The sequence below is a fragment of the Rothia sp. HSID18069 genome (assembly GCF_003989155.1).
GTDB classification, from domain to species: Bacteria; Actinomycetota; Actinomycetes; order Actinomycetales; family Micrococcaceae; genus Rothia; species Rothia aeria.
On sequence record NZ_RBMG01000005.1, the window covers coordinates 1 to 18,444 of the forward strand.

Sequence of the window (18,444 nt, forward strand, 5' to 3'; positions counted from 1 at the left end):
CCGGGACGGACGAACCTCTGGTATGTCAGTTGTACCGCCAGGTGCATGGCTGATTGGCTACGTTCGGGAGGGATAACCGCTGAAAGCATCTAAGCGGGAAGCTTGTTTCGTGATGAGTTCTCCTGGCACCCTTTTGGGTGTGTGAGGTTCCCTGTAGATGACGGGGTTGATAGGCCGGGTATGGAAGCGCTGTAAGGTGTGGAGTTGACTGGTACTAATAGACCGAAGGCTTACATTATAGTCATATTTGTTTTGTGTGTTTGTGTTCACTGTACAGTTTTGAGGCAACAAGCTATTCTTTACGGGAGGTAATCCCCGTAAAGAGGGTAGGTTGCAACAGGTAAAAGACCCTTCGGGGTCTTTTTCTGTTTAATAGGGTATTGGTATTGCCGCGAGAGATCCTATGGTTTATCTATATATGGAAGGGATTCGCCTCATACCCGTCATATTTCTACTCACCCGAAGATCTTCCTCGATGCACTATTCTGCTGTGGGGTCTGCTGGTACGTTGAGAGTATGACTACTCCTCAAACAGCCCCATCCATGAATGACTTAACGCTTTTAGAAGAAGACCGGAAAGAACTCATTGGCTGGGCCGCACGCTGCGTCCGTCGGCTCCTTCCTATCTTTGAGAAGCATCGCCCTTTGGACCGTCGACTTCATGATGCACTCGAAGCGGTTGAGTATTTTCAGCGAGGAACACTATCTGTTGGTGCTATGCGTCAGCAGGCTTTCCTCTGCCACGCTGCGGCTCGTGAGTGCACAGATCGTTCCGTTCAGGCTGTAGCCCGCGCCTGTGGGCACGCGGTGGCAACGGCCCATATGGGCGCCCATGCACGCAATATTGGGCGCTACACGCGCAAAGCGCTTTCGGGGAAACTCTTGACCGAAGAACTCGAATGGCAACGCGCACATATTCCTGCTCGGTTCCACAGCTATGTTTTTGGGTGCTAAGCATACGTACACACCCCTAGAGAGCAATAAGGGGGCCAGAGAAGCCAAATTATATGGTCTGTACTATATGGGGTCTGTGATGGCTTCCCAGAGGCTTCTCCGTTTGGGGAGCGGCTGTACACCTGGGAAACCGAACACAAATTACCGCTCATCGTCCTCCGAGGGTTGGGCGGTGAGCGCCTCAATCACAATACCTCCAAAACGGGCATTCTTCGCCTCGCAGGTTATTCCATCAACATAGCAGGTTGAACTGGGGTAGATTTCTTGCAGTCCGGTATTGGCGTAATATCCATAAAATCCGCCAATCAGCGTTACACCCGAGCTATTGGGAGCCGGCAGCGCCTGTATATCGTAGAAAACGACCGGGTGGCCAGACCGATCGGTCACCCGTGCAGAACATTGGGAACAGAGCGAGCGAGGGTAACGTTCTAAAGTCTTCACAGGCTTAGAACAAACGGGGCATGTGATTTCAATGAATGGTGGCTTGACCATGTGAGATTCCTTCGGGCAGGTAGGTGACAGCATAGACACGTTGGAGGGCGACAGCCCCACTGCTTTTATCTTAGAGGTGAGTGTCCATGGTGAAAATGGTGTGCACCAAATAGAACATGGCATGAAGCGAGGCATTAAAGATCCGGCAGCCTCATAAGGCTATCTAAGTTATGTGGGTTTACGTAAGATATGCTTATGAAACGTTTTACGACCGACCACCTCACAACCTTCGCAGCAGTCATTGAGTACGGTACCTTCGATGCGGCAGCTGAATCTTTGAGAGTAAGCCCCTCCGCAATATCACAGCGCATCAAAGTCATGGAGCAGCTCGCGGGCAAGGTTCTGCTGCGGCGTACCAACCCGGTAACCCCAACCCAGGCCGGGCAGAGCGTACTACGCATCGCCCGGCAGAGCGAGTTTCTGCAACTGGAACTAGAACGGGAACTGGTGGGTGAGGGCGGATTCCAGACAGTCTCTATAGCCCTGAACGCCGATTCCCTCGCAACATGGTTCCTGGAGGCGGTACGTATGCTCGCCCACGAAGACGAAATATTCTGCGACTTACGCCGTGAAGGTGAATTCCACTCATCGGCCTTGCTTCGATCCGGGGAGGTTATGGCTGCTATTACCTCACGGCCCGGTAAAATCCCCGGATGTTCAGTCGACTACCTGGGTGTGGCACGTTACTGGTGCGTCGCAGCACCGGAATATATGAACCGTTACCTGCCGGGGTTTCCCTCCACTACCACTCGTGAAGAACTCAACCGTGCCCCTGTGGTGGAATACGACCGTAAAGACTTTGTGCAGGAAGCGGCGCGTGTCCTCATAGAGGAAGATATGAAACTGCCGCCAAGCCTCGAACCCGAACAGAGCCCCACCATATATATTCCCTCCTCACCTGATTATGCCCGCGCGGTCTATGAAGGGGTTGCCTGGGGACTGTTACCGCAAGCTCAGTGCAGTGAGCATTTTGCTGCCAATACGCTGGTGAAGCTTTCCACCAAACCTGTTGAATTCCCCCTGTACTGGCAGCACTGGAACATTAACTCACCCGTATTAGAAACCGTAAGCCGCAGGGTCGCTGAGGCCGCCAAAGCAGGACTTTTAAGCTCATAAATGACCGCTGGGTGTCGGGCATCAAAGCGGACTGTATATGCGCATGTCGTTACTTCGGTGCATGTGCCGCAACACTAAGCGGTGCATCTAGGATCCCGGTAGGAGTCACAGCGGCTATTATGCTGCTTGCCCCCATGTTGCACTATGTAGTGATTTCTCAGGTACACGGGAGCAACTACTGTAGTCTGCTTATCTATACCTCAGTGACTATATAGAGTACAAATACTCTTAATATTCACATTGACCAGCATTTATGTATATATTGGAATATTATAAAATAATGGTTTTGGATGTTACTGGAAAGGGCTATTGGAAAGCACTATCACCCAAATTGTCTTCACAATCTCCCCCATCATTAATGCGCTTTCAGACACGCTGCGCACCGTCCATACTCCGCACGCCGTACGCCCGCCGCCGAGCTCACCCACACCGTGGCTGAGCTCCTGATGCTCACCATGCTCATGAGTATCTTTCAGCGTGGAACCGTGTGCGGCAACCTCAACCAGCCTGCGGTGTAACGGTGAGAGGCCTCATTGCCCCGCCCTAACGCTGAAGCAGCAAAGTCACCACCCAAAACAAGGCGCCAGCAGCCACAAACCCAATAAGCGCCCACCGCCGCAGCTTTGTCTCAAAAATGGCGGCGCGAATATCCTCACGCCTCTCCCGCGGCTGCTGCGGATCCACCGGCGCCAGGTTCGCGGGGTTCGTCACCTCCGGCTTGGGGGTCTCAGCGGAGTCAGACGGCTGCTCACCCATACCGGTTACCGCCAACGCGTCATCATCAGCATGCTCACCATCAGTGCACCAATCCCGATTGTGATATTCCACATGCCAATGCCTGCGATCGGGTAAAGACCCTCGAAAATGTAGTACACAACAATCCACAGCAGGCCCACCGCCAAAAACGAGAACATAATCACCCGGTACCACAGCGGAGTCTGGTCCCTCAACGGCTGACCCTGCTCCATCTCCTCCGCAACCTTGCGCAGACGCTCCTCATTCAACGCATCCCGGGCGACTACTTTCTTCTGCTCCGCCTTCTGCTTCTTCTTAACGTCTTTAGTCTTAGCGCCGCTGCTCTTAGAAGCGCTGCCCTTCTTCTTTTTTGCCTTGGCCGAACCAGACATAATTTCCTCCGCATAACACTCAGTGGGTAGCCTTATGATGTACCTTAGAAACTATCTTTGCAGACTCCCGGGATGATTTCACCTTTCACCCGCGTTGAGCCTAAAGAAACACGGAAGACATAAACCACAAAGGACAGCATGAGTCACACCCCCACCAAGGCGCACGCGCCCGGTAAAACACGCCTACAATGGACCGTGCAAATCCTCGGCGAGCTACTGATCACCGCAGGGTTTATACTGCTGCTCTTCGTGGCCTGGCAGCTCTGGTGGACCAATATCGCCGCCGACCGGTCCCAAGCCCAAGCCGTCGATTCCCTCGTTAAAGAATTCGGTGAATCACGCACCGTTACCGATTGGGACCCCAAAAACCCGCCCGAACCGCTCGCAGAACCCGCGCACGGGCAGGCGTTTGGTGTGGTCTACATCCCCCGCTTCGGGGAAGACTATCAGCGCCCCGCCGCCCAAGGCAGCAGCAACGACGTGATCGACGCCCTCGGGCTGGGCCACTACGAAGGCTCCGCCATGCCCGGAGGCGTCGGCAACTTCTCACTCGCCGGGCACCGCCAAACCCGCGGTAAAGTGCTCAACGATATTGACCTGCTCCAAAACGGTGACCACATTTATGTGCGCACCAAAGACGGCTACTACACGTACACCGTGTACGAACAGAAAATCGTGCAGCCCCACGAGGTGGACGTCATCGAACCCGTGCCCGGGCATCCCGGGCAAAGCCCCACCGAGCGGATTATGACACTCACCACCTGCCACCCGCGCTACGGCGACACCGAACGGTACATTGTGCACGCCAAATTTGAGTCCTGGCAGCCCGCATCCGCCGGGGCACCCGCCGAAATCGCCAAAGTAGCCAACAACAACCCTGCTTAAGAGAGGAAAACACACAATGTACGGATGGATCTTCCGCCACCTGCCCGGACCTCTCTGGGTTCGTATTATTACCGCCATTCTGCTGATCCTGCTGGTCGTCTATGTGCTCATGGAATTCATCTTCCCCAATTTCGCGCAGTACGGCCCGTTCAACCTCGACGTCACCATTAACCATTAGCAGCCCACCCGAAAGAAAACCATGACAAGCATCCTCGTTATCGACAACTACGATAGTTTTGTCTTCACCCTTGTGGGATACCTGCAGCAGCTCGGTGCCGAAACCACCGTAATCCGCAACGATGAACACGACCTCGACACCGTGCTCGCACTCGCAGCAGAGCATGACGGGGTGCTCATCTCACCCGGTCCCGGTGCCCCCGCAGACGCCGGAGTCATTATCGACACCATCAAGTGGGCCGCTAACACCCACAAACCCCTGCTGGGTGTGTGCCTGGGACACCAAGCAATCGCTGAAGCCTTCGGCGGCACCGTCACCCACGCCCCCGAGCTTATGCACGGTAAAACCTCCACCCTGGTGCACGAAAACGATTCGGTGTTCAAAGACGTCCCAAGCCCCTTCACGGCGACCCGCTACCACTCGCTTGCCGTCGTCCCCGACACCATGCCCGAGGTGCTGCAGGTTACCTCTACCACCGAAAACGGCATCATTATGGGGCTGCGCCACCGCGAAGCACCCATGCACGGTGTGCAGTTCCACCCAGAATCAGTGCTCACAGAAGGCGGCTACCTCATGCTCGGCAACTGGCTTGAAGAAATCGGGGTACAAGGCGCCGCGCAGCACGCAAAAACGCTTTCTCCACTCATTAGCTAACCCGGCCAACATACAAACACCACAATGCCCCCAGCAGGCTGCTGGGGGCATTTCGTATGCGTGTATGTGTGGTGCAAAGGAATGGGGTGGGCTTCCCGGATAACCGGAGAACCCACCCCACTAGCCGTTTGGCGTTTACACGCCCGGGCGGCTACCGGCGGTTATTGTTGTTATTTCCGTTATTATTCCCGCCATTATTATTGTTATTCCCGTTGTTATTGTTGTTCCCGTTGTTCCCGGTATCACCGCGGTTACCGTTATTATTCCCGCCATTTGCCGGGTTGCTTGCAGGTGCTGACGGGGCCGCCGGAGCCGCAGATGCTGAGGCGCCACTCGTCGGCGCAGCAGTCGGCTGCTGGTTCTGGTTACCGCCGGTGCCGGTGCCAGCATTCGCGCCGCCGCCAGACGTATTCCCGCCGGTGCCGGTGCCGCTATTGGCACCGCCGCCGGACGTATTGCCGCTACCGGACGTGCCCGAACGTGCCGACGCCGAGGGAACCGGTGCCGCCGTAGCAGTCTGCGCCGGGGCCTTCGCCACACGGATAGTGATGGTGCTGTTCTGCTCCACCAAGGTGCCCGCCGCAGCGCTCTGAGCGATCACAGTACCCGCCGGGGAAGCATTCGTCTGCACCTCCTCAACATTCGTGCTCAGGTGCGTACTCGGGTCAGTCAAAGCAGCCACCGCCTGATCCTTCGTCAGACCCACCAGCGACGGAACCTTCACCTTACCGGAAGAAAGCACCAAATCGACGGTCTGGCCCGCCTCAACAGCCGCGCCCGGCTCAAGGACCTCACCGGACTGATTCGTCAGCGACACCACCATACCCGCAGGGACAGTCGGGCTCTCAACGGTCGTCACACGCCCGTCCACAACGCCCATCTCCTTCAAGGCGTTACGCACATACGCCTCGCTCTGACCCTGCAGATTATCCGGAATTACCAGTTTCTTCGGGCCGTTGGAAACCGTCAGAGTCACCTTCGCACCCTTATCAATCATGGTGCCCACAGTCGGGTCGACACTAATCACGTCGCCCTTCTTCACGGTATCCGAGAAGGCGTTCTTATACTCCAGCGTGAACCCCAGGTTACGCAGCTGGGTATCCGCCTCATCCTTCGACACGTTAACCACCGACGGCACCGCAACCTGCGGCACCTCATTCAGCTTATTCTGGTAGTACAGCACCGAGCCCACACTAAAGGCCAGCAAGGCCACAATCAGCGAACCGATCAGCACCTGCAGCCAGACACGCTTGCGGGGAGTCTCCGGCTCAACCTCCTCACAGGCATCATAATAATCCTGCTCAAAGAAATCATTCAGCCCCGCCTCCTCATCAGGCGGCGGCTCCATCGTCCCAGTATTCTCACCCTGGTAAGGTGCAAAAGCTGCCGCACCTAAGGCGGGCTGGGCGACCGTAGCATCATCATCAGCAGAACCGAACGCCGCACGCAGCGCCTGGGCAAATTCATCCGCCGACTGGTACCGCTCATTCGGGTTCTTCGCCAGCCCACGCATAATCGCAGCATCCAGCTGCTGCGGAACCGGCAGCGGAGAAAAAGCGCTCGGCGGCTGAGGAGCCTCCGACAGGTGCTTAGCCGCCAAATCCACATTCGACTCGGCATCAAAAGGGGTGCGTCCGGACACCATCTCATAGATCACGCACGCAGCGGAGTAAATATCGCTGCGGGTATCCACCTCGTGGCCGCTCACCTGCTCCGGCGACATATACCGGGCACTACCAAGCACCACATTCGCCTTCGTCAGGGCCTCGCCCGCCTCCTCAAGGGCGCGCGAAATCCCGAAATCCATCACCTTAATCTTCCCCGACTGACCCAAGGAAATATCCTCATCAGTCAGCGGCAGAACCATAATGTTCGCGGGCTTAATATCGCGGTGAATAATGCCCATATCGTGGCTGTACTGCAGTGCACCCAGCAGCTGATCGGCGTACGCCATAGCCTCACGCACCGGAAGATGCGCCCCCGACGACAGCACCTCACGCAAGGTACGGCCGTTCACCAGCTCCATCACAATATATGGGATGCTCCCATCCTCAGCGCCGGGCTGGGCCCCCTCAAAACCATACTCTTGGGGTGTGGTCGGGGTGGGTGAGTAGGCACCGGTATCATACACCGCCACAATAGCGGGGTAGTTCAGTGACGCGACAGCCTCGGCCTCGCGCTTAAAACGTATACGGAACGTCTGATCTTGGGCCTGCTCCGGTCGAAGAATTTTCATCGCGACCTTACGGCCCAAACGGGTGTCCTCCGCCGAGTAGACAGTAGCCATCGCCCCGGTGCCAATAACATCAAGCACCTTATAGCGATCATCTACCATATCGGGAACCAACAGGTCCATACAATCTCCTGGTCTAGGGTCAGAAGTTAAACTCTTAGCTCATACATGCGCGACACGACATACTGGGCACCATCCACTACTCTGACGGCGTGGCAGCAGCCGCGCTGGCGGAGGAGGTAGCGCTTGTGCTCGCGGGAGCGGAAGTAGGCTGCCTCGGTGGTGTACTTGCACTCGCGCTCGTAGAGGTATTTGCCGATGGGGCTGCTCCTCCGGACCCCTGACCGGAAGAGGCATCAGCGATGTACACATCTACACTACTATGAAGGGGAACCTGAGTGCCAGGCAGCGGGGTAATGCGCAGCACCGTACCCGGGGCCGCCGTATCAGAATGCTCCGATATCTGATTCACATTAATGCCCAATTTCACGATCGCCGCAGAGGCGGTGTCCTTATCCTGGCCAATCAGCCCGGTGGGGATAGTCGCCGTCTTCGGGCCATTCGAGTACTTCACAATAATGCTTGTACCCTTCTCCACCGAACCTGACGGGGAAACCGACAGCACCGTGTCCTTCGCCTCGTTCGAGTCAACACCCTCAGGTTTCACCTGCAGACCCATCTGGGACAGCTCGTTCGTCACCTCCAGCAGGCTACGGCCCACGAACTCGGCAGGGTTCACCGTCACATTATTCTGCTTCTGCGTATCCGGGGTATTCGTAGCCGGGCTGCTCGAAGGCTCCTGCTCCGAGGGGGACGCCGAGGCGCTCACCGACGGGCTGCCGCTTGGGTCGTTCTTAGGGGAACCCTGCAGCGCAGTGGCAGCCCACAGGGCCAGTGCAACCACCAGCAGAATTACCACACCGATAACAACCCACTTAACGATGCCTGAACGCTTCTGCTCCGGCTCGTCCTCATCATCAACATGCTGCACCGGCTGCGCACCGGTGCCAGCGACCGGCGGGATGGGCGCGGTCGTCGGATTCGGCGAGAACCGCCCGCCCGAACCGAACCGGGGTGCAGCCGCGGCAGTGATAGCCCCCGTAGCACCTGTAGCAGCGCTCTGCTGCACCTGAGTCTGGGTTTGCGTCGCTGTCGCAGCTGTCGCCGACTTCGGCATGAACTGTTTAAGTGCGGGCACGGCCTTCAACGCCGCACGCACATCGTTACGGCGGATAGCGTCAATCGCCGCCGCCAGCGCTGTAGCGCTCGCGGGACGCTCTGAGGGATCCTTCGCCAGCAGGCACATAATCAGTGCCCGCGCCGTCGGTGAGACGCTGTCAGGAAGCGGCGGCGGGGTATCATTCACCTGCGCCAAAGCGATAGCGATCTGCGACTCGCCCGTGAACGGGCGGTGCCCCGCCAGCGCCTCGTACCCGATAATACCCAGCGAATACATATCGGATGAGGGGGTCGCGGTCTGCCCGGTCGCCTGCTCAGGGGCCAAGTACTGGGCGGTACCCATCACCTGACCCGTGGCTGTGAGCGGAACCTGGTTCGCCAGCCGGGCGATACCGAAGTCGGTTACCTTCACGCGGTCATCCGGGGTGATAATCAGGTTACCCGGCTTCACATCGCGGTGCACCAGGCCCTGCGCGTGCGCGGCCGCCAGCGCGCGCGCCGTCTGCGCAATAATGTTCAGGATACGATCCGCCGGGATAGTGCTATCACGCTCAATAATGTTCGATAACGGCTCCCCGGGAACCAGCTCCATCACCAGGTACGCCGAGTTATCCTCCTCGCCGTAATCAAACACGTTCGCCACACCCGGGTGGTTCAGCAGTGCGGTGTGGCGCGCCTCCGCGCGGAACCGCTCCAAGAACCCGGGGTCACCCGTGTACTCCTCTTTCAGGATTTTCACTGCGACGATGCGCCCAAGAACCTTATCGCGCGCCTTCCAGACCTCACCCATACCGCCTACAGCGATACGTTCAGTCAGGGTATAGCGACCGCCCAAGGTGACATCAGCCGAAGGCCTCACTTGTTCAACACCGCCTCAAAGAGTTGTTTACCTGCATTAGTCGAAAGCTTCGCGCCCGTGGACACATCAACATCCTCATAGACGACCGCAATAGCAATCTTGGGATCATCCGCCGGGGCGAAACCGGTAAACCAGGAATTGTTCAACCCGGTCGTGCCAATCTCGGCGGTGCCGGTCTTACCCGCCACCTTCACGCCCGACACACCCGCACCGGACGCAATACCATTATCGACCGAGTTAACCATCCATTGTTTCACCTGATCGGCGACTTTTTGGGAAGTTGAGGTGCGCAATTTCTCGGGAGAGAACTCAGACAACGTGCTCAGGTTGCTGGTCTTCACCGAACGAACCAGATTAGGTTTCATCTGCACACCACCGTTCGCAATCGCCGCAGAAGTCATCGCCACCTGCAGCGGCGTGGTTTTCACGTCATACTGGCCCACCGACGCCTGAGCCAGCTGGCTCTTCGTCATATCGGAGGGGAAATCCGACTTGGTCACCTTCAACGGGATCGACAAATCCTGGCCGTACCCGAACTTTGAGGCGGTCTGAGAAATCTTCTCCTGCCCCAAATCGAGGGCGATATTCGCAAACGGAGTATTACACGACTGCGCTAACGCCCACTCAATCGTCGCCTGCGTGCGGGTGGCACACTGACCATTCACAAAGTTCGGCAGGGTCACATTGGTGCCCGGCAGCGGAAGCTGCGCCGGGTTATCAATCACGGACTTCTCGTCATACTTCCCCGACTCCAGCGCGGCCACGGCATCAATAATTTTGAACGTCGAACCCGGCGAGTAGGTGTTACCCGCGATCGCACGGTTAAACAGCGGGGACTGCTGATCCTGGGTCAGCTTCGTGTAGTCGGCGATCACCGACTGCTCACTATGCGCAGCCAACTTATTCGGGTCATACGAAGGCGAGGATGCCATCGCCAGAATTTCCCCCGTTTTCGGGTTCATCGCCACAATAGAACCCTTCCTGCCCTGCAGCAGCTGGTAGGCGAGGGTCTGCAGCTTATCGTCCACAGTCAGCTCAACACTGGCCCCGCGCGTGGAATTACCCGAGAACAGCTGCGCCACACGATCATAGAACTGGCTATCCGAGGTACCCGAAAGCTCCTTATCCAGAGCCGACTCAATACCCGTCGAACCGTACACCGACGAGAAGTAGCCGGTAATACCAGCATACTTCTCAGGTTCGGAATATACGCGCTGATAGTTATACTCGTCGTTAGATTTCACTGAGGAAGCAATCTCAGTTCCGTTCACCACGATCGAACCACGCTGCGAACCGTAGTTATCGTACAGGGCACGGGTGTTCCACTTGTGCTCCATGAGCATCTGCGCATCAAAGAACTGAATATAGCTCAGGGTGCCCATTAGCAAGATAAAGACGCACGCGGCAGACATCCACATGCGGCGAATCGCCCTATCCACGTTGGCTCCCTTCTGTCGATGCCGTAGAAATACGCGCCAGAACACTGGTCGCACCTTCAGGTTCATAATCGTTACTGCCGTAGTCAATACCCCGTGGGGCATCAAAATCAACCACGCCGTGCGGGGCGCGTGCCGAATGCGAAATCGCCAGCCACAGCGCCACAATAATCCAGTTCGCCACCAGCGACGAGCCACCGGCAGACATGAACGGGGTGGTCAAACCAGTCAGCGGGATCAGCCGAGTCACGCCGCCAACCACCACAAACAGCTGAAGCACCATAACGGTAGACAGCCCAGCCGCCAGCAGCTTCCCAAAACCATCGCGGGTGCCCAGCGCGGCACGGTACCCGCGTGAGACCAGCACCAGGTACATCATGAGGATCGCGCCCAAACCCAGCAGGCCCAGCTCCTCACCGAGGGAGGTGATGATCATATCCGAGTTAGCGTACGGCACCAGGTAGGTGCGTCCCTGCCCCCAGCCGCGGCCAAACAGCCCGCCGTAGGAGAGCCCAAAGACACCCTGCAGGATCTGCCGAGAACCACCGTAGGCGCTGTTGTAAATATCGTTGTCGAAGGCGTGCACCCACGCGTAGATACGGTCATGGACGTGCGAAATGGAGTGGTATGCCAAGAACCCACCAGCCACCACACCAATACCACCGGTGACCAGCCACGAGGTTTTACCCGTTGAAAGGTACAGCATCGCCATGAACAGGCCAAAGAACAGGATTGACGACCCAAGGTCATGCTGGAACACCAGCACCCCAATGCTCGCCAGCCACGCCAAAAACACCGGCACCAAATCCCTGAACCGGGGCAGCTGAATAGGCCCGATGCGCCGCCCCGCCACAAGAATCAAATCGCGGTGGGTCGAAAGGTACCCGGCGAAGAAAATCGCCAGGGTAATCTTCGCGACCTCACCCGGCTGGAAGGTGCGGCCCGCAATGGAGATCCAGATGCGCGCACCGTTAATTTCCTGACCAATAATCGGCAGCAGCGGCAGCACCAGCAGAATAAGGGACAATGCCAACGAAATGTAGGTGACCTTACGCAGCACCCGGTGATCCTGCAGGAAGTAGATAACCACGGCGCAGGCCAGCATCGACAGGCCCGTCCAAAACAGCTGCGAGTCACCCACCGGGTACTTCAAATCCGAGTCGATGCGGTAAATCATGGCCAAACCGATACCGTTGAGCACAATCACGATCGGTAAGATAAACGGGTCGGCGTACCGTGCCCGAAGCCCCAGCACTACATGCAGAATCAGCGCTCCCACGCCTAATACAACGGTGCCCATGAGCCAGGCGCTTGACGAGCTGCCAAATGCCTCTTCAGGTTTCCGCAGGTAAAGCGCACCCGAGCTGATGCCCACCGCTAAAACCAGCAGTACAATCTCAATGAACCGGCGTGACTTCGGGGCGTTCGGGTCGCGTCGGGAGAAGAGGGAACTAGCCATGATGCGCACCCCCTTCACCAGTTACGGTACCCACGTCCCCTTCCGTGGTAGCGGCACCCTCGGTGCCGGGCATTAACGGAACCGTGGCGTTACCGGGTTCCTCCGCGCTCGGGGTGGGAGTGGGGGTCACCGACGGGTTGTGGCTCTCGGAAGGCTTCGCACTCCCAGACGGGCTGGCTGAAGAAGAAGGTGAAGGCGAAGGACTCGGGTGCGCGTTCAGGTTCGCCTGCGTCTGCAGACGGTTCACCACCACGCGCGCCTCATCAATATTGTCAGCCGAAATCGTGTCTTTCAGCAGCGCACGGTTATGGTCCGAGAGGTCATTAACCGACACATTACTTTCCTCAACCACATGCGAGAACCGGATAGGCCCAAGGGTCTGCGGAATACCGTTATAGATTGACACCTTGCCGTTGCTGTCGCTCACATAGTAGCGGCCGCTAATCCAGCGCATACCCGTCCACGCGGCAGCCGAGAGCACCCCAACCACCAGCAGCAGCACGAAAATGCGCAGCGGCCAGCGGCGTGGGCGGTGCTTAGCCGCATCCACGGTGAGCATGGCCTCAAGCTCCTCGGGAAGCTGCGCCGTCTCACCCTCAGTAGTCAGCGGCACCCGCTGCGCCAAGGTGGCGCGGTGCTCCAGGGTGCGGTCCACCACGGCCGGGATCATCCCCGTCTCTGTCGCCGAAGCAGCTGAACCCACCAGCTGGTGCGGGCGCTGCCCAAGCTGCCCACGCAGAATCTCAGCGGAGGTATGAATCACCTCAACCGCGCCGCGTTTGTGCAGTTCCTCCTCGTGCAGCAAAGACCCGGTTAAATCGCGTGCACGCCGGAACCGGCGGCGAATATGCGCCGAACCGGGGCTGTCGCCACCTGCAGGGTTCACCTCGGTGGGGTCTTCAGGAGGGATACGCATCGTATCCTCATCCCCGGTGGCATTGGGCACGGCCGGGGCAATAGAAGCCGGCAGGCTGGGCGCATCCGGCACGGCAGACTCGCCCACCGGCTCATCCTCAGGCAGCACGCTGCGGTCAATCACCTGGGCGACCACTACCGTCACGTTATCGGGCGCACCGCGCTCCAGGGTCATCTGGATGAGAACATCAGCAATCTGCTCCAGATCGTCGGTGGAGCGCAAAACCGCCTCAATATCGGAATCGGGAACAACCGAGTCCAGCCCATCAGAAGCCAATACCCAGCGCTCTCCCGGCACCGCATCAAGGGTCTGCAGCTCAAGCTCAGGTGAGGCGTCCACATCACCAAGCACACGCATAATGACGTTGCGGTGCGGGTGGTGCACAGCCTCCTGCGGGGTGATGCGCCCCTCATTCAGCAGGCGCTGCACAAACGTGTGGTCTGTCGAGATCTGCTCGAACTGCCCGTCCGGGCCCGGGCGCAAACGGTAGGCTCGGGAATCGCCAATATGCGCCAGCTCAATCTTGTCACCGTCAATGAGCAGGGCGGTGCAGGTGGTGCCCATCCCCGCCAGCCGCGAATCCTCATGTGCCAGATCGTTAATGATGCTGTTCGCGCTTTGAATCTCATCCGCCAGGTACACGCCCGCGGTGCCGTCAAAATCGGGGTGATCCAGCGGGGTCAGGTTAAGTACCGCTGTGGCGGACGCGACGTCACCGCCTACGTGCCCGCCCATGCCGTCGGCAACCACGGCAAGATACCGGCCCCCGTAGCCGGAATCATCATTTTTGCTGCGGCGCACACCCACATCGGAGCGTGCGGCGAAACGGAAGGCAATCTTCACCGACTACCCCCTCAACTGCATGGTGGTGCCACCCACCCTAAATTCGGTGCCCGGCTCAATGACGGTGGCGCGGCTAAGGCGCTGGCCGTCCACATAGGTGCCGTTCGTTGAGCCAAGGTCTTCAAGGAACCAACGGGAGCCCTGCGGGAACAGGCGCGCGTGGCGTCCCGAGGCGTAGTCATCCTGAAGCGAAACCTCAATATCGTTTGCGCGTCCAATCGTGATGGGCTCATCCCCCAGCTGCATCATGGCACCAGCCTGCGCGCCCTCAGTGATCACCAACTGGGACGGGCGCGCCGGGGGAGCAGCCACAGGGGCCTGCTCAGCCGCCGGCAGGGTAGGGGAGGCGAACGCATCCACCGAGACTGTGCGGAAATTCTTCCCCAGCCCCAAGTCGCGGCGTGCTGCGGCCAACACCAGAAACACGAAGAACCACAGCAGCGCCAAAAACGCGAAGCGCAGGATAATGACGGTAAGCTCAGAGGCCACTAGAGAGCACCCCCGGCGGGCATCATACGGAAGAAGATGCTCGTATCGCCTAGTCGCAGGAGAGAACCGTCGTGCAAAGTTGCGGGGGTGCGCAGGGCGGTGCCGTTGAGCATCGTGCCATTAGTGGAGCCCAAATCGGTCACAATGTACGCCCCGCTCTGGTGCGAAATCTGCAGGTGGCGGCGGGAAATACTCTTACCATCCACACGGATATCAGCCACACTGCCGCGCCCAATAACTACCGGGAACGAGGTCAGCTCAATGGGCTGCCCGTCAATCTCAAGATGCGGTACCAGCGGCTGCGGGGCAGGGGCGGGCGGAGCCTGCGGAGGCTGCTGCGCCGGTGCGGCCTGCGGCTTAGTGATGCGCGTCGGCAGCGACCGTGCACGCGGCGGGCGCACCGGGCTGTAGGAGGGCGCCCCATGCGGGCTTGGCGGGGCGTCATTGACCGGTGTCTGCACCGGCAGAGCACCCTGAGCGGGCGGGGTGGAAAAGTACTCAAACGTGGGCACCACCTGGAAATCACCGGGGTGAACCTCCGGTAAGGAATGGAAGGTGATGCGCACCGCCCCAATGAGCGAGTATCCCTGCGCTCGCGCGTGTGAAATGGCGAGGTCGCAGAGCTCAATAGCAAACGGGTTGCCCCACTCCCGTATCCTGTCAAAATCTGCGGGGGAGAAATTAACCGCATAAATATTGGGGGCCATCAGCATCTCGTTGGGATCGATGTAGGATTCATCGTCCATGACCGTGCGAATACGGTTTGCAATATCTGCTTTTTCGAAGGTGCCGAAGCCTTTGGAGAAGCCAACGGCCTGCCCAATGCCTTGTTCTAGCCGCTCAAGCCTGTCCATAAACTTCATTGCCGCCTCCTCCTAACGATCCGTGCCGATTGTACTGCCGTGAGCCCGCGCGGGCCCGCGAAAGGTACAGTCTAGCGATTTTAACTGTGCATATGCTGTGCGTGCGTTAGATACACACACCCAACGCTATTCTATGCGATAGGCGGTGATTAATGCAGAATCGGGGTTATTTTCGCGGTAAAACCGGGTGCTGAGGAGGCACTACGGTGAATTCTGGTGCACCATGCGTGGATGTTCCATACCGTTACACCCCGATAATAGGGCGTAAAAATCCGTCATGTGATGTGAATAAAGTTACTAAAATTGGATTGGACAGGGGGCCAAGGGGTGCGTATAGTTCTATATGTTGCCTGCAACCACAGGTTGTAAGACACTTGCGCGAGTGGCGGAATAGGCAGACGCGCACGGTTCAGGTCCGTGTGCCCGTGAGGGCGTGGGGGTTCAACTCCCCCCTCGCGCACCAACTAATCCCCGGTTCAGTTGAACCGGGGATTTTTTATACCCGTCATACCCGTCTTTCCTGTGTGTCTGCAGCACCCAGCGGGCCAAACATCAGCATAAACATCCAGCAAAGCCAAACAGTGGTGTGCGCCCTGCGGCGTTTAGCATCCTATGGGGCGTCATTGCTGGGCGGCTGAGTATTCTGCGTATCGGGTGAGGGCCGCTGCGCAGCCTCCCGCTTCTCGGCGCGTGAACGTAAAATCCAGGCGATAGGGCCAAGAAACGGTAGCGCCAAGGTGAACAGGAGCCACTTGAGCTTCTGCACCTCACTAAAGTACGGGCTGCGGTGAATCGTGAGCAGACAGTACAGCGCCAACGCGATACCCACGAGAAACACCGCGGTCCACAGTACATCAAGCACGCCGCTAGGCATGAGGGGCCCTCCAAATAATTGTTATGTAAGGATGATATAGGGGTGATGGTATTCGGCGTCTTCACCCTGAGACGTGACTATATGCCTTGTAGGTCTTAGGAATATGAGTTAAGGTCAAGCGCACGCCGGTAGCATATCTCATCAAGACGAGTATTCCATACTTGATTGTTTACCTGCCCCAGTGTGTAGTACGGTTCATTGGCTTGTACCAACTAAGGGCTTATATATGGGTGTCACTATTGGCCTGTGCATCTTCTAGAGCAGGGTTTATGTCGTTATCTCGTGAGGCAGAATATAGCATCAATATCCTCCCATACCGCAAGGTGTATACAGGCCAAAGCAGTCATGACGTCAACGCCTTGTTAGGGGGCTTCGTTGCTGGTTGCCGTCAAAAGGTTTACGGTGTTTGGCTGAGACCTATGTGTGGACTGGAATTCAGCATGAAGACGCTGAGCTTGAAAATTGTAACTACTAGTATGTACAGTTGTGGTTATGGACAGCAGGACTCGGCTTGTAGAGGCAACCCAGGATCTCCTGTGGGAACAAGGGTATTCAGCGACCAGCCCAAAAGATATCATGCGCCGATCAGGTGCTGGTCAGGGCAGCATGTACCATCACTTCACCAATAAGCAGGAACTGGCAGTAGAGGCGCTAGAACGCAGCGCCTTATCCATGCGTCACGATGCCGAAAAGCTGCTTGCGGCAGATGGTAGTGCTTGCGAAATAGCAACAGCTTATCTGCGTCGACAGCGCGATGTTCTGAAGGGGTGCCGCATGGGAAGAATGACATTCGATGCCGATGTCTTGAACACCCCGGAACTTATTGAGCCTGTCACACGCACGTTTGTGTGGCTGATTGAAGCTCTTACAGTACTCTTTGAGCGGGGCAGAGACCACGGTGAGTTTGCCGCAGATATTGATGCCCGCAATCTGGCTTCACTGGTGGTAGCAACAGTGCAAGGAGGCTATGTGCTAGCACGTGCCACACGAGATGTGGATGCCTTTGATGCGGCGGTTGAAGGGGCTGCTGCGCTCCTGCGTAAGGCCACAGAACCTCTGATTACCGAGGTGTCGGATCATTCTGATTGAGTGACCGTATGGCTCAAGGAGAAATGGGGAAAGACGTATGTATTCAATGCAGTACCGTGTCCAGCTTCCAGCGGACTACGACATGGAGATCATCCGGGACCGCGTCCGTCGCACTGGGCACTTGATGGATGGATATCCGGGACTGGAGTTCAAGGCGTACCTTATCCAGGAGAAAGCCAAAGGAGCCATGGAGAACTGCTACGCACCGTTTTACGTCTGGAACGATGCGGAGGGAATGCGATCTTTCTGCTGGGGAGAGCCCGGGTATTCATCAATTGTGCGCGATTTCGGCCGTCACCCCATCCAAGATTGGACAGTCCACAAACTCATCAAAGGAACTACACCTCTGACCCAAGCACATAGCCTTAACATCCAAACCGTCACCCTGCCCGAGTTTGCCGTACCGTCTGAAATCATAGAGCCCCTGACTGCGGACTTCCTTAACGGACAGAACGCTAATACGCTCTGCCGCCTGGCCGCAGTCGACGTCACAACTTGGAAACTCATCCAGGTTGAGCTCAGTAGTGCCAACTCCGACCACACACAACCGAAAACCACCTCCTATGAGGTCCTCCACGTCTCGACCGCCGATATTGACTCCCGCTGATCAGGAAAACCGTGTTTGATGAGTATCTTAGACGGGATGGTTCGTTGTCACGGCAAGGTGAAATGGTCCAGGATAGACACACAATATGACCTATAGCTCTAAAGTCTTCACTGTAGATATAAAAATCTCGCCAATCCCCAATAAGGGAGGGCGAGGAGCTGTAACCCAAGTTTGTCGATACACATCCATAA

18 protein-coding genes, 1 tRNA gene and 1 rRNA gene are annotated in these 18,444 nt (G+C 57.4%); 9 read left to right on the forward strand and 11 right to left on the reverse strand.

Translation table 11 applies throughout. From position 1 onward, the window contains the following. Both D8M41_RS10265 and D8M41_RS10270 read left to right on the forward strand, forming a co-directional pair. A 23S ribosomal RNA gene (locus D8M41_RS10265) occupies window positions 1-238 on the forward strand; the annotation flags it as partial. A 278-nt stretch (window positions 239-516) separates the two neighbouring features. Further along, on the forward strand, window positions 517-954 hold the full coding sequence (locus D8M41_RS10270; protein WP_037286124.1) for a putative immunity protein: 438 nt from the start codon (window positions 517-519) through the stop codon (window positions 952-954). Window positions 955-1,095: 141 nt separating this feature from the next. On the opposite strand, the gene D8M41_RS10275 is transcribed toward D8M41_RS10270, so the two are convergent. Continuing rightward, window positions 1,096-1,341, reverse strand: a complete 246-nt coding sequence (locus D8M41_RS10275; RefSeq protein ID WP_006886998.1) for a hypothetical protein — start codon at window positions 1,339-1,341, stop codon at window positions 1,096-1,098. 300 nt (window positions 1,342-1,641) lie between these two features. Between D8M41_RS10275 and D8M41_RS10280 the strand changes: the two genes are divergently transcribed. Continuing rightward, window positions 1,642-2,562: an ArgP/LysG family DNA-binding transcriptional regulator gene (locus D8M41_RS10280; protein WP_006886995.1), complete on the forward strand. Its 921-nt coding sequence runs from the start codon at window positions 1,642-1,644 to the stop codon at window positions 2,560-2,562. Window positions 2,563-3,105: 543 nt separating this feature from the next. Here D8M41_RS10280 and D8M41_RS10285 read toward each other — a convergent pair. Next, a complete protein-coding gene (locus D8M41_RS10285) occupies window positions 3,106-3,318 on the reverse strand; it encodes a hypothetical protein (RefSeq protein WP_037234061.1) in 213 nt (70 codons plus the stop codon). A gap of 5 nt (window positions 3,319-3,323) precedes the next feature. Next, complete coding sequence (locus D8M41_RS10290) at window positions 3,324-3,689, reverse strand: cell division protein CrgA (RefSeq protein ID WP_126926967.1); 366 nt, start codon at window positions 3,687-3,689, stop codon at window positions 3,324-3,326. Between the two features lie 138 nt (window positions 3,690-3,827). Here D8M41_RS10290 and D8M41_RS10295 point away from each other — a divergent pair, with 138 nt between their 5' ends. The 3 genes from D8M41_RS10295 to D8M41_RS10300 are packed head-to-tail and all read left to right on the forward strand — an operon-like array spanning window position 3,828 to window position 5,406. Continuing rightward, window positions 3,828-4,574, forward strand: coding sequence for a class E sortase (locus D8M41_RS10295; RefSeq protein WP_037233982.1), 747 nt, complete (start codon window positions 3,828-3,830; stop codon window positions 4,572-4,574). A gap of 16 nt (window positions 4,575-4,590) precedes the next feature. Continuing rightward, window positions 4,591-4,752, forward strand: coding sequence for a hypothetical protein (locus D8M41_RS11705; RefSeq protein ID WP_037233979.1), 162 nt, complete (start codon window positions 4,591-4,593; stop codon window positions 4,750-4,752). Window positions 4,753-4,773: 21 nt separating this feature from the next. Then, the gene (locus tag D8M41_RS10300) at window positions 4,774-5,406 is read left to right on the forward strand and encodes an aminodeoxychorismate/anthranilate synthase component II (RefSeq protein WP_126926968.1); all 633 of its coding nucleotides are present in this window, start codon (window positions 4,774-4,776) and stop codon (window positions 5,404-5,406) included. Window positions 5,407-5,557: 151 nt separating this feature from the next. Here the strand turns inward: D8M41_RS10300 and pknB are convergent, their stop codons facing one another. The 7 genes from pknB to D8M41_RS10335 form a co-directional block, all read right to left on the reverse strand. Further along, window positions 5,558-7,762 carry a Stk1 family PASTA domain-containing Ser/Thr kinase gene (pknB, locus tag D8M41_RS10305; RefSeq protein WP_126926969.1) on the reverse strand — a complete coding sequence of 735 codons (2,205 nt, stop codon included), beginning with the start codon at window positions 7,760-7,762 and terminating at the stop codon, window positions 5,558-5,560. A gap of 76 nt (window positions 7,763-7,838) precedes the next feature. Further along, the gene (locus D8M41_RS10310) at window positions 7,839-9,677 is read right to left on the reverse strand and encodes a protein kinase domain-containing protein (protein WP_126854831.1); all 1,839 of its coding nucleotides are present in this window, start codon (window positions 9,675-9,677) and stop codon (window positions 7,839-7,841) included. Further along, window positions 9,674-11,116 (reverse strand): peptidoglycan D,D-transpeptidase FtsI family protein, encoded by a 1,443-nt coding sequence (locus tag D8M41_RS10315; RefSeq protein ID WP_126926970.1) that lies wholly within the window; start codon window positions 11,114-11,116, stop codon window positions 9,674-9,676. The genes D8M41_RS10310 and D8M41_RS10315 overlap by 4 nt, the downstream gene beginning before the upstream one ends. Then, entirely contained in the window at window positions 11,109-12,572 is a 1,464-nt protein-coding gene (locus tag D8M41_RS10320; RefSeq protein WP_126926971.1) for an FtsW/RodA/SpoVE family cell cycle protein, read from the reverse strand. Before D8M41_RS10320 ends, D8M41_RS10315 begins: the two co-directional genes overlap by 8 nt. Then, window positions 12,565-14,331, reverse strand: a complete 1,767-nt coding sequence (locus tag D8M41_RS10325; protein WP_126926972.1) for a PP2C family protein-serine/threonine phosphatase — start codon at window positions 14,329-14,331, stop codon at window positions 12,565-12,567. Before D8M41_RS10325 ends, D8M41_RS10320 begins: the two co-directional genes overlap by 8 nt. A gap of 3 nt (window positions 14,332-14,334) precedes the next feature. Continuing rightward, window positions 14,335-14,820, reverse strand: a complete 486-nt coding sequence (locus D8M41_RS10330; RefSeq protein ID WP_126926973.1) for an FHA domain-containing protein FhaB/FipA — start codon at window positions 14,818-14,820, stop codon at window positions 14,335-14,337. Then, a complete protein-coding gene (locus D8M41_RS10335) occupies window positions 14,820-15,683 on the reverse strand; it encodes an FhaA domain-containing protein (RefSeq protein ID WP_006886997.1) in 864 nt (287 codons plus the stop codon). The genes D8M41_RS10330 and D8M41_RS10335 overlap by 1 nt, the downstream gene beginning before the upstream one ends. Window positions 15,684-16,059: 376 nt before the next feature. Here D8M41_RS10335 and D8M41_RS10340 point away from each other — a divergent pair. Further along, a tRNA-Leu gene (locus D8M41_RS10340) sits at window positions 16,060-16,146 on the forward strand. Between the two features lie 147 nt (window positions 16,147-16,293). On the opposite strand, the gene D8M41_RS10345 is transcribed toward D8M41_RS10340, so the two are convergent. Beyond that, window positions 16,294-16,557, reverse strand: a complete 264-nt coding sequence (locus tag D8M41_RS10345; protein WP_052186560.1) for a PLD nuclease N-terminal domain-containing protein — start codon at window positions 16,555-16,557, stop codon at window positions 16,294-16,296. A gap of 492 nt (window positions 16,558-17,049) precedes the next feature. Here D8M41_RS10345 and D8M41_RS10350 point away from each other — a divergent pair, with 492 nt between their 5' ends. Together D8M41_RS10350 and D8M41_RS10355 are read left to right on the forward strand one after the other, a co-directional pair. After that, window positions 17,050-17,646, forward strand: coding sequence for a TetR/AcrR family transcriptional regulator (locus D8M41_RS10350; protein WP_037234056.1), 597 nt, complete (start codon window positions 17,050-17,052; stop codon window positions 17,644-17,646). Window positions 17,647-17,692: 46 nt separating this feature from the next. Next, window positions 17,693-18,253 (forward strand): DUF4865 family protein, encoded by a 561-nt coding sequence (locus tag D8M41_RS10355; protein WP_023133946.1) that lies wholly within the window; start codon window positions 17,693-17,695, stop codon window positions 18,251-18,253. Window positions 18,254-18,444: the final 191 nt, after the last annotated feature.